Source organism: Nostoc flagelliforme FACHB-838 (assembly GCF_014698065.1).
GTDB lineage: Bacteria > Cyanobacteriota > Cyanobacteriia > Cyanobacteriales > Nostocaceae > Nostoc > Nostoc flagelliforme_B.
The window spans coordinates 1-11,882 of the sequence record NZ_JACJSI010000187.1; the positions used below are offsets into that span (position 1 = coordinate 1).

Sequence of the window (11,882 nt, forward strand, 5' to 3'; positions counted from 1 at the left end):
CTAATTCTGGCTCAAGCTGGTTTCAATGGAATAATTTTACACCTTGGAGATAAAAGCGATCGCTATTAAACAAGTCGCAATCGCCACGTTAAACACTTTTTCATATTTGGCATTTGGCATAACCAACATGAGAGTCATTGTTACAGTCACCGAAAAGATTATTAGTAAAGCTCACATTGATATCCCCGATGGGCTTTCAGAATCAGGTATTAAGCAGCATATTGTAGACCGCTATAACAGTGGCGAGATGCTGATTGATATGAACATTTTTCAAGTGGATTTTGAATCAATCAGCGCTCAAGTTGTCAAACAAGCGGGACAAAGTTTATGACTGTTGCACAACTGCTGACACCACAACCATACTCTCCTAAATCTACAGGAGAAGCTGTTGGTAGGCATCCTCTGAACTTTTATGAGTCTCCTTCATGGTTCACTACAGAACTACTGCGCCATGTTCCGTTATCTGGTGTCATTGGTGAGCCTTGTGTAGGGATGGGGGCGATCGCTTCTTTACTCAGAGTGTGGCCCTACACCAAGCAAATGTGGACGAACGATATTGATCCACATAAAGCGGCTGATTACCAAATGGATGCAATACTATCCTTATTTCCCGAATCTGTTCCTACTTTACCAGTCAACTATTATCCAGAATTTTTGAACAAGGAGGAAGCCGACGAACTCTATCAACATTGCCAAGAACTGCAATGGAAAAAAAATCAAATCAGGATGCTGGGTAAAACTATGCCTGTACCTCGTTTGGAATGTATTTACGGGGATGAAGGCTGTGATTACCTCTACTCCAAGAGCGTACTACTCAAACCACTACCTTGGACTTCATCGCTAGCCCAACTGCGAGATAGGATTACATCTGCCACTGGTTACAGCTTCCGCATCGTCATCGGCAATCAGTATAGGAGTGGCCAAGATTCTATCGGCTGGCACTCTGACAACGAGCCATCAATGGGATTTAACCCTGCGATCGCATCCGTCAGTCTGGGTTCATGTCGCAAATTCCAGATAAAACCCATCGGCGGCAAACCAACGGATTTCTAGCTCGAACACGGCAGTTTACTCGTGATGCACCCAGGCTGTCAGTCTATACATCTTCACCAAGTTCCCAAGACCAACAAAGTGGTTAGCACACGTATTAATTTGACTTTTCGACCGCATACAGGGAGAAGGATCTGAAGAAGGCAGCTTGTTTTGAGTTTCAATCCAATTTTTCAAAATGGTGTATTATATTCTCGCTTAGTTCAGATGTACTATTATGTCTGCTTTAAAGCCAATCACTCCAACTAACAAGATATTTCTCATCTGACGGCTGAACTAAAAACAACAGTCCTTTAACCCGTGTCTGCGTAACAAACCTTAAAAGCGGTATGACCATATACCGCAAAATTCTCATGCGTCAAAATATTGGAGGGAATATGACATTTTTACCGACCGATTCTCAAGCCAAGCACCTACAAGAGTGGCTCAGTAGCGGGGTTGATGAAGAAATCATTGCGCTGGATGTGCGTTCGCTCTTTGGGACTTTGCCCTACGAATATCTGCTCTACAGTCCCAAAATCTCCCGTCGTAACGATGGACGATTACGCGATCGCGATTTAAAGAAGTACCAGCACATTGAACTAGGCGGCTGGTGGTGCAATGGCATTGACCCCCTCAACAACTACGTGCTGATGATGTGGGGCTGCTTTAAACCCGACCATCCCAGACGCGACCGCCAAAAGATCCACAAATTCATCAAGTACGAGCATCCTTACAGAGAAGAGACACGCGCTTTCTTCCTTTTATTACCGAATCGCATTTGGGTGAAAGTTTCTAATCGTAGCGGTATCCCTATCACCGAAGAAGACCTACAGCATCCTGGGGGTTTTTGGCACTGGGTATGGAAGCATAATGTACCAGTCACAATCGTCGAAGGTGTCAAAAAAGCGGGAGCGTTACTGACTGCTGGTTATGCAGCGATCGCAATTCCGGGAGTAAACGCTGGATACCGCACACCTACTGATGAGTACGGTACTGCCATCGGTAAACCATACCTCATCCCCGACTTGAAACACTTTGCAACTCTTGGGAGACAGGTTAACATCTGCTTTGACCAGGACAACAAACCTGAGACAGTCCAACGTGTCAGAACCGCTATCAGTCGCATGGGACGGCTGCTGGTAAATGAGGGTTGTTCGCTGCGAGGATTTACCATTAGGGGCAGAGAAAGGGGTTGATGATTTTATTGTTGCTCACGGTCAGCCGGCATTTGATGCACTCTACAATACGGCTGTTGCACTGGAGTTGTGGGAGATTAAGCTGTTTACCTTGTTGACTTACCCGCCAGCGATCGCACTCAATCAAAGATTCTTGGGCCAGCTTCTCGTCCCCGAAGGCGAAAAACTGATTATCCTCAAAGCTCCAAAAGGTACTGGTAAAACCGAATGGTTGGCAACTGAGGTAGCGAAAGCACACGACCAAGAGAGACGGGTATTAATTATCACTCATCGCATCCAGCTAGGTGAGGCATTGTGTAATCGGTTTGGTGTTAACTATGTTACCGAAGTCCGCACGAATGAAACAGGCACATTGTTGGGATATGGCGTGTGTGTGGATTCGCTGCATCAGGAAAGTCAGGCGCGATTCAATCCCAATGAATGGTCAAATGATGTCATTATTATTGACGAATGCGACCAAGTTTTTTGGCATTTGCTCAACTCTGGTACTGAAGTGCAGAAGCGTCGGGTGTCCGTTCTAAAAAATCTCAAACAACTGGTACAGAATGTTTTAGGCAGCAGTCAGGGAAAGATTTACTTGTCCAGTGCCGATGTTTCCGACACAGATGTAAAGTATGTTTTATCACTCGCTGGTGAATATCGAGTTAATCCGTTCGTCATCGTCAACAACTATCGGCACGTAGCTGGAAACTGTTACAACTATTCTGGCAGTAACCCGAAGAATCTCATCGCTGCACTCGACAAAGCGATAGCCAAAGGGGGGCATCATTTATTATGTTGCTCTGCTCAAAAGGCTAAGTCTAAGTGGGGAACTCAAGCATTGGAAGAACGTTTTCGCCGGAAATACCCACACCTGCGAATCCTGAGAATTGACAGCGAATCTGTTGCTGATCCCTCTCATGCGGCTTTCGGTTGTATCGCTCACCTGAACGAAATTCTCACCCAGTACGATTTGGTTATCGCCTCCCCAAGTTTAGAAACTGGAGTATCCATCGACATTCGAGGACATTTTGATGGTGTTTGGGGAATATTTCAGGGAGTGCAGCCGGTTAACTCTGTGCGTCAGATGTTGGCAAGGGTTAGGGAAACTGTTGACCGCCACATTTGGGTTAGAGAGTGGGGGATGTCGGTTGTAGGCAATGGCTCCACATCCATAGGAGGATTACTCAGAAACACGTTGCTACACAGGCTAACATTGCGCTATTGTCGGCGGCGGACAATGATGACTACAGCTATGTTGACCAGAATTTTCAGCCAGAGTCATTGCAGACTTGGGGCAAGCGTGGTTCTGTAATCAACGTTGAGATGAGGCGTTATCGAGAGTCTGTGCTTGCGGGTTTGGTCGAAGATGGGTACACCGTTATCGATGCTGACGATGCTGATGATGATGAGAGTGGGGCAGTAATTGAGTCGGTTAAGGCGGCATCTGTTGAATTGTATACTGCGGAGTGTAAAGCGATCGCAGATTCTGATGAACTCTCCCCAACCGAACTGAAAAAACTGCAAGATAAAAGGGCGAAAACGAAAACCGAACGACATCAGCAGCGCAAGGCTGAATTGTCCCGTCGCTATGAAGTTGATGTTACCCCTGAGCTTGTGGAGAAAGATGACGACGGCTGGTATCCTCAACTGAGAATGCACTACTATTTGACGCTGGGGCGAAAGTTTTTGACAACCCGTGATGCCAAAAGAGCTGCATCGCAGTTAGAGGCGGGAGAGAATTCGATTTGGAAACCAGATTTTAACAAGGGGCAGTTATTACCTGCCGTGTTGTTACTCGAAAATCTGAATCTGTTGCAGTTTCTTACACCAGATGTTCAGTTACGTGGAACTGATGAGAAAATGGTGGAGTTTAAAGCGCTGGCTGTAACGCATCGGCACGTTATCAAGAATTACTTGAATGTCAGTATCTCAGAAAAACTTACGCCGATTGCAATCGCACAGAAATTACTTGCGAAAATTGATTTGAAACTGGATTATGTTGGTCGATTGGGCAAGCGTGAAAATCGGGAGTGCGTTTATCGGTTTGTTGCCCCTGATGACGAGCGTGATTCGATTTTTCGCCACTGGTTCAATCGGGATGAAGCGTTTTCAAGGGAATCGGTGTCAGTCACTAATAATATAGTTTTATCGACACCCATCAGTGACACAAACTCCCAAATATTAGAAGAAGTAGTGTCCAGTCCCCAAGGACAAACCTGGAAAGGGTTGAAACTGAAATTGCAGCAAGGCTTGGACAGTATTGGCTCTTCCTACAGCGAGTTAATCTCCAAGGTAGGTGAGGCTGTCGGCGTTGCTGATGGGGAGCCTTACTGGAACGCATACCTTGGGCAGTGGCAGATTTGGGTTAAGTTTGCAGACGAGTGTAGGTCTGTGGTGTGCGATTGGTTGGCGGTGGTGTAGGCAATATCCTCACAAATTTATAGCCAAAAGCTAGACTCCGTGACCATTCAAGCTATTACATTCTCCCAAAATGACAAAACAGGAGTATGTTTATTAGTTTTTTCACCTGATGATGTTTACTCCCCTAAGATTCAGGCAGGCTTTGAGAATTGTTTCTGAAGCATTAAAAGTTACATTAGTAGTACGTTCAAAAGTACAGAGGTTTTCTAGTTGTGCCTGAAGCAGTGTTGAAAGGTCGTGTTGCCCTAGTTACAGGTGTAAGTCGGCGTAAAGGAATAGGATTTGCGATCGCGCAACAATTAGCAATGTTGGGTGCAGACGTTTTCATTCACTCTTATTCACCCTATGATGCTACTCAAACGTGGGGAGCCGATCCTGATGGAATTTCTGCATTGATTGCTCTGCTTCAAAAGCATGGTACTCGGATTGCACACGCCCAAGGAAATTTTCTCGATCCTGCTGTACCAGGTCAAATTATGGGTACTGCGGTTCAAACATTTGGACACATCGATATTTTGATTGCGAATCATGCCTACAGTAAGATGGGAAATTTGGAGCAACTGACCGCAGCAGAAATTGACACGCATTTGCAAGTTAATGTCCGAGGAACGTTATTATTAGTGCAAGCATTCGCTGCTCAACATAGTGGTTGTTCTGCTGGTCGAGTGGTTCTTCTCACCTCTGGGCAGCATCTCAATCCGATGCCAGAGGAACTATCATACATTGCATCTAAAGGTGCATTATATCAACTCACACTTTCGTTATCAGCTTATCTAATAGGGCGCGGGATCACGGTCAATGCCATAAATCCAGGAGCAACAGATACAGGCTACGCAAATAGTGAACTTTATGAGTCAGTTTTAAGAGCCAACCCTCAAGGGCGATGGGGGCAACCCGAAGATGCAGCCCGTTTAATTGGTTGGTTAGTAACAGATGACGCACAATGGGTAACTGGACAAGTAATCAACTCTACAGGAGGTGGAGTTTGATTATTTGTACGGGCTATCTCCAGCCAAATTGCTCTTATGCTGCTGTGATAAACAGAGTAGTCGGGTTATCAATGAACCTCAAATATTTGGACAAGTGGCAGCATCTGCTCCTAATCGGATGTGCTGGATGGGGTAAAAGCTAAAAAATTGCTTTAGTTTTGTTTTGTAGCAGTTCTCTTGCGCCCCTTAAGCGAATGAACAGCCAATGCGCCAAACCCTAGAAGCGTACTTGGTTTGGGCGATCGCCTTTGTTGGAAACATAAATAACACCGTCAGGGTCAATAGTTGAAGATTACTACGACAAACAGACCACCCATAAAGGCATTTTTGAAGTTTCAGTTTTTAAAAGTCGGTTTAAGTAGGGCTTGCTGAAAAAAAAGAAAAGGTTACAGTCCCTAGATTCTCAGACTGAAGAAGTATATTTAGGTGCAATACAAGAAGGTAAAATAGCCCAAAATCCTTGGCTCACAGCACTGACCTACTTAGTAATGAGACGACTATTAATAAGATTGTTTGATGAACAATTTGGATAGTTTAAAAACTTAGCTAAGAGCCTGTCAAGAAACAACTTTTACAATTTATTATCTGGAAAGTTTACTGAGAAAGCATTTCTAGCCAAAAAGAGGCAAGGTTGTTACTTGACAAGCTCTAAGTCGAGTATTTGAGCAACGGAGTAGTTTAAACGAGAGTGTTAAATCACAATTATTATTTTTTGCAGAGAAAAGGAGAAATCAATTGAGTTACGATAATCCTGCTAAAGTTGATGAATTATTCGTTCAGTGGGATAAACCTAATTCACCTGGCTGTGCTATTGCTATTATTCAAAATGGGCAAATAATTTACCAACATGGTTATGGAATGGCTAACTTGGAATATAACATTCCCCTAACCCCTAATTCTGTCTTTGATATCGCTTCTAACTCTAAGCAATTCACAGCAATGTGTATCGTTTTATTAGCTAGACAAAAATTGCTGAACTTAGATGATGAAATGCAGAAATATATTCCAGAAATCCCTCAATATAATTATTCCATTACTATCCGTCATTTAATCGAACACACCAGTGGTTTGCGCGACTATTTAATTCTAATCTTCTTTGCGGGAATGATATTTGAAAACAACTATTTAAATGAAGAAATTATTGCCTTAATTGCTCGGCAACAAAGCTTAAATTTCGAGCCGGGAAGCGAGCAATCATATTGCAATTCTGGTTACATTTTACTAGCAGAAGTTGTCAGACGTGTCTCTGGCAAATCTTTACGTGTATTCGCTCAAGAACATATTTTTGCCCCATTAAAAATGAAGAATACCCATTTTCACGATAATTTCAAGGAAATTGTGGAAAATAGAGCCAATGGATACGCTCCGAAAGACGGAGGTGGTTTCCAGATAGATATGTCTTTTCACGATTTCTGTGGAGACGGACAACTTTACACCACAATCCAAGATTTAGTACTTTGGGATCAAAACTTCTACCATAATATCTTAGGTGGGCACGGACAAGATTTAATTGAAGAGGTAACTACTCCACGCAAACTCAATAATGGCGAAGTTATATCAGGTTCGTTTGGGTTGCAGATTGGCAATTACGGCGGCTTGAAAACAATTAGGCATGGAGGCTCATGGACGGGCTATCGGAGTGACTTTATTCGATTTCCCGAACACCAATTTTCTGTTATTTGTCTGGCTAATTTAAGTACGCTTAACCCAACTAAATTAGCTTTATCAGTGGCCGACATATATTTAAAGAAGTACTTTATTGAGGATATTATTAAACCTATTTCGCGTTCTACTAGCCCTATTCTTTTACCTATAGAGGAACTACATCTCAAAACTGGATTTTACTATAACCCCACGACTGAAAGTATATGGGAGTTAGAAATAAAAGATGAAAAATTAATGGCTAAACTAGCATGGATGTATTTTCAACTTGTTCCAATTGATATCAACCATTTTCAATCTATTGATAATGAAATTGACTATGTTATTGAGTTTTGTAAGGATTCTCCTGAAATGATAGTGAAAGTAAATATTAACAATAGTATTAAAACTTCTACTCTTGAAAAAATGCTAGATTCTCCAAGAGATTCGTTGACAGGTTATCTGGGAACTTATTATGCTGCTGAATTAGATTCTAGCTTTAAAATAATTTTAGCAAATAGTAAATTATATATTAAGAGCAAAGGCTATCCACCATTTCATCTTAGAGTTGCTGGACAAAACCTTTTTCTTATATATCTTAACCATGTAGATAAGTTTGAATTTGTCCGAGATAAAGAAGGTCGAATTATGGGTTTATATCGTTGTTGTAACAGGGTACGAAAACTCTATTTTAGCAAACAGTGAATAATCCGGATCAGTAACAAGGCATATTCGACTATTAAATGAAGTTACAGTGTTGAAAAATGCAGAAATATCACAAATATATGCTTGATTATTGAACAAAAGTATTAACACTCTTTAAGAGCTTGAATAACATTAATGCTAACTGTATTAACTATTGGCTGAAAATGTAATGTTTAGACAGTTGAATTTTGTTCTTCTAACAGTTATTCATGTCGGCACAAAGTATTTTGAAAGGAGCAAAACTATGATCCCAAAGTTCTTGAGCAGGCTTTTACAATTTTCCATGCAACCGTTTCGTAGGGCCAGAATACGGTGGAGTAGGGGGGTAAATCTTTCGGTAGGTCGTCCCAGTTGCAACCATTTTTTAGTTGATAAAGGATGCCATTCAAGATTTGACGCTTTGTCCACTTTGGGGGTATAGTTTTCTTCTTTTGAGGCAGGAGTGACTCAATGATTTCCCACTCTTTGTCGGTTAAGCTACTGGAGTATGGCATTTATTATTGATTTTAGCTCTGATGATGAAACACAACAAGAAATCCTCAAACAATTAGGGAGTATGATAATTGATTCTAGGCAATTTAAAGACTTGAAGTTTGGACAAGTTAAATCTGAAGTAATCTATAGCTCAGATGAATATTTAACTCTGTTAAATACTTATTCACCGTATTTAAAGTTAGAACCACAAAAAAAAGAATTGCTATTTGCCGGGTTAAAGCAACGAATAGATAATGACTTTGGAGGACAGCTTAAACTTTCATATATTTCGGCTTTTCATATTGCCCAAAAGAATTAAAATGTTGGACTACTGCCTCAGAGGATATTTAAAAAATTCTTAAGTGTGTGTTTAACTACTCTGGCTACGGGGAAACTGCCACGAGAGAATCGGAGTTTTGGGATTTGAGATCGCGCCTCTGAGTCGCACTTGAAGCTCAAGCCGACCCTTTTCAAACAACCTTTAAGGATAAAAGCGCAGCTTACGTTGCCAAGTCTGCTGAATCTTTGCCATTGCTTAAATCCCTGTACTAGGAGTTTTACTGGGGATCAGGGTTTCTGCTTGCTACACTTGAGATTAACGCTTTTACGGACTCTAGCGCAATATTCCGGTTACAGCGAGTGAACAACGCACTGCATGTGTAACTCGATTGTTGGCAGTGGGTGCAAACTGTATTTTGCCTACCTATACAAAAAAACTGCCCTGGGGCAAGGAGTCCAGAGCAGCGCTTCAAAGGGGGAATTAAATAAAGGACTTTTAAAAGCTTGTCCATGTTTTACATATAATTCGTTCGCTATGTAATACTCTTCAGTTCAAGTCTTGTAATTTATGCAAAAAGAGCGAGAAACTTTTAAAGCTGCACTATACAAAGATTAGACGCAATCAACCAAGCCCAATGCAACACCCTTGGCTGAATGCATCTAAACCAATGGTTATCAAAATTTGGCCAAACAGCATAAATCCACTGGGCACGGAAACAGCAGCTTTTCGTGTGCAGATATTAGCTTGTTGTGTTCCCTTGAAGACTGGGGATTTCTGCCACAGGTACATCGCCCTTGCGGGAAGTGGTTGAGCGTTCGTCTTTGACGTTGCCGGAGGCATCGCTACCAGAACTCTGGGGTGGGGAAGTTGGGTTAGTGACTGACCAAATGTCCACAAATAGGACACAAAATGATTCTAAACTTGCACAATTAAGTAATGGTATCGGTCAGCCCGATACCTTAACTACTACCATACTTGTTGAAACATATTACACTCGTACTCCTACTGAGTCAATCACACTACAAACCAGCAGTAACAACGGTACAGCGACCCAAATCACCGTCCTGGCAAGGGAACAGCCTACAGTTAAACCCTTGAGTACTGGCAATGGCAGTACCATTACACCAGTCAAATCTACTACTAAACACTTGACCATTCCCAAACTGCTTGGTGGGGTCAAGAGTTACGACTATCTTCCTCCCGGCTGGAAGAACGTTGAGGCGATCGCTTACATTAACCGCACTTTCACAAAAATACTCTACCGAGTTATTCACATCAAAGGATATTGCTGAATTCGACTCAAATCCTGGCTCGTCAATATATATTTAGAGTTTGCCCTGGGGCGGCATGGAGTTCAAGAAATTCCGATGATCTGGGAAGACTAACTTTATGTTGATGCGGTTATGGTTGAGCTATAGCAATGAAAATTTCTCACAAACTGGTTGGAAGTTTTGTTAGTGTTTCCTTATTAACAAGTATTGTTGGTACGGTTTCAATTACCCAAAGCCAAAAAATTGCTGAAACTTTGGCGATTGCCGAAGCTGAACATGTTGCCCAAGCGCTTGCCCTTTCTATGGTTCATGATGCTTATTACGATAAAAAATCTATTACCCTTGAACATTCAGACGAACTGCAACACTACGTAAATTTACTACATAGTCTACAAAAACGCGACCTCGTGGTAGTCAATCGGCAGAAGCTAATTTTGGCGGATGCCGTGCCTGAAAATATCGGTACTACTTTTGAACATGATACAGGCAATGAAATCCACCAATCGATGCAGTTTGGCAAGACTAAAACCTTTTTGGAAAAGAGTGTTGATTATCCACAAGGAATTAAACTCATTGTCACTCCGCTCAAGAATGACCAAAATCAGATCAATGGTGCTGTTATTCTAGAATGGTCATCGCTTTATGAGCAAGCAATTGCCCAAGCCAGACCCACGATGGTGGTGATTGGTGTCACGAGTTTAAGCTGTATTATTTTGGCATTGAGCCTGGGGTGGCAAATTTCGAGTAGCATTGCTAAACCACTGCAATTAGTGACAGCAGTCGCACAGCAAGTAACCCGAGAATCCAACTTTGACTTGCAAGTTCCTATGATCGCCAAGGATGAAACAGGCATCTTAGCAGCTGCATTCAATGATCTGATCCAACGTGTGAAAACACTGCTGACTGAAAAAGAGCAGCGTTCAACAGAACTTCAGCAAGCTTTAACTCAGCTTCACAAAACTCAACTTCAACTAGTCCAAACTGAAAAGATGTCAAGTCTGGGGCAACTGGTTGCTGGAGTTGCCCACGAAATTAACAACCCTGTGAGTTTTATTCATGGCAATATTACCTATCTTGATAACTACACTCAAAACCTGCTGGAATTAGTTCAGGCGTATCAGGCGCACTACCCTAATCCACCCCAAACGCTCCAGACAATTTTGGATAAGGTGGAACTCGACTTTCTAAATGAAGACCTGCTCAAGCTACTGCAATCAATGAAAGTTGGCACTGAACGGATTGTACAAATTGTTTTATCTTTGCGTAACTTCTCCCGCCTTGATGAATCTGAATCCAAGCCTGTTGACCTTCACCAAGGCATTGACAATACATTGCTGATTTTGCAACATCGCTTCCAGGCAAGACCAGATTTTCCTGCAATTGAAGTAATTAAAAATTACAGTCAATTGCCTTTAGTTAAATGCTATGCCGGACAACTCAATCAGGTATTCATGAACTTACTGGCGAATGCGATCGATGCTTTGGAAGAATCTGCTTTAGAGCAGATGAAAGCCAATCTACAAACACAGCCTGGTACAATTTGGATTTCAACTCAAGTGAAGGCTGATAATCAGGTACAAATTGCGATCGCAGACAATGGGCCGGGGATACCTGAAACAGTACGAACGCGCATTTTTGATCCCTTCTTTACGACTAAGCCTATCGGCAAAGGTACAGGCTTGGGCTTATCCATTAGCTACCAGATTGGTAACCGTTCACAGGATAAGAAACGCTACAGTCAAAAATGGGTTACTGAGATGGTAGATTAAGAGGCATGGATGAAAACTGCCTCGCCTACGGAATTGAAATTTCCGACTCAGATTGGGAAAAGACTCCAGCCAGCATCAAACAACTGGTGGAGAAAATGGGGCAGCATATAAAGCAATCAGAA

At 42.2% G+C, this 11,882-nt stretch carries 11 protein-coding genes; 10 read left to right on the plus strand and 1 reads right to left on the minus strand.

What is annotated here, in order from left to right; translation table 11 throughout:
* Nucleotides 1-127 precede the first annotated feature (127 nt).
* From H6G97_RS36260 to H6G97_RS36285, 7 genes are all read left to right on the plus strand, one after another.
* The gene (locus H6G97_RS36260) at nt 128-331 is read left to right on the plus strand and encodes a hypothetical protein (protein ID WP_190945461.1); all 204 of its coding nucleotides are present in this window, start codon (nt 128-130) and stop codon (nt 329-331) included.
* A complete protein-coding gene (locus tag H6G97_RS53475) occupies nt 328-1,053 on the plus strand; it encodes an alpha-ketoglutarate-dependent dioxygenase AlkB family protein (protein ID WP_242055750.1) in 726 nt (241 codons plus the stop codon). Before H6G97_RS36260 ends, H6G97_RS53475 begins: the two co-directional genes overlap by 4 nt.
* Nucleotides 1,054-1,427: 374 nt before the next feature.
* Nucleotides 1,428-2,228: a DUF3854 domain-containing protein gene (locus H6G97_RS55570; protein WP_338421916.1), complete on the plus strand. Its 801-nt coding sequence runs from the start codon at nt 1,428-1,430 to the stop codon at nt 2,226-2,228.
* On the plus strand, nt 2,176-3,522 hold the full coding sequence (locus H6G97_RS55575; protein WP_338421917.1) for a plasmid replication protein, CyRepA1 family: 1,347 nt from the start codon (nt 2,176-2,178) through the stop codon (nt 3,520-3,522). The genes H6G97_RS55570 and H6G97_RS55575 overlap by 53 nt, the downstream gene beginning before the upstream one ends.
* Entirely contained in the window at nt 3,432-4,631 is a 1,200-nt protein-coding gene (locus H6G97_RS55580; protein WP_338421918.1) for a hypothetical protein, read from the plus strand. Before H6G97_RS55575 ends, H6G97_RS55580 begins: the two co-directional genes overlap by 91 nt.
* A gap of 212 nt (nt 4,632-4,843) precedes the next feature.
* Complete coding sequence (locus H6G97_RS36280) at nt 4,844-5,620, plus strand: SDR family oxidoreductase (RefSeq protein WP_190945463.1); 777 nt, start codon at nt 4,844-4,846, stop codon at nt 5,618-5,620.
* Nucleotides 5,621-6,355: 735 nt separating this feature from the next.
* Nucleotides 6,356-7,966 carry a serine hydrolase domain-containing protein gene (locus H6G97_RS36285; RefSeq protein ID WP_190945465.1) on the plus strand — a complete coding sequence of 537 codons (1,611 nt, stop codon included), beginning with the start codon at nt 6,356-6,358 and terminating at the stop codon, nt 7,964-7,966.
* A 242-nt stretch (nt 7,967-8,208) separates the two neighbouring features.
* On the opposite strand, the gene H6G97_RS36290 is transcribed toward H6G97_RS36285, so the two are convergent.
* On the minus strand, nt 8,209-8,460 hold the full coding sequence (locus H6G97_RS36290) for a transposase (protein WP_242055752.1): 252 nt from the start codon (nt 8,458-8,460) through the stop codon (nt 8,209-8,211).
* On the opposite strand from H6G97_RS36290, the gene H6G97_RS36295 reads away from it, so the two are divergent.
* The 3 genes from H6G97_RS36295 to H6G97_RS36305 all read left to right on the plus strand — a co-directional run bounded on the left by H6G97_RS36295 (nt 8,454) and on the right by H6G97_RS36305 (nt 11,760).
* Nucleotides 8,454-8,759, plus strand: a complete 306-nt coding sequence (locus tag H6G97_RS36295) for a hypothetical protein (RefSeq protein ID WP_190945467.1) — start codon at nt 8,454-8,456, stop codon at nt 8,757-8,759. The genes H6G97_RS36290 and H6G97_RS36295 overlap by 7 nt on opposite strands.
* 764 nt (nt 8,760-9,523) lie before the next feature.
* Nucleotides 9,524-10,012 carry a hypothetical protein gene (locus tag H6G97_RS36300; protein ID WP_190945469.1) on the plus strand — a complete coding sequence of 163 codons (489 nt, stop codon included), beginning with the start codon at nt 9,524-9,526 and terminating at the stop codon, nt 10,010-10,012.
* Nucleotides 10,013-10,140: 128 nt separating this feature from the next.
* The gene (locus H6G97_RS36305; RefSeq protein ID WP_190945471.1) at nt 10,141-11,760 is read left to right on the plus strand and encodes a sensor histidine kinase; all 1,620 of its coding nucleotides are present in this window, start codon (nt 10,141-10,143) and stop codon (nt 11,758-11,760) included.
* The last annotated feature ends 122 nt before the right edge of the window (nt 11,761-11,882 follow it).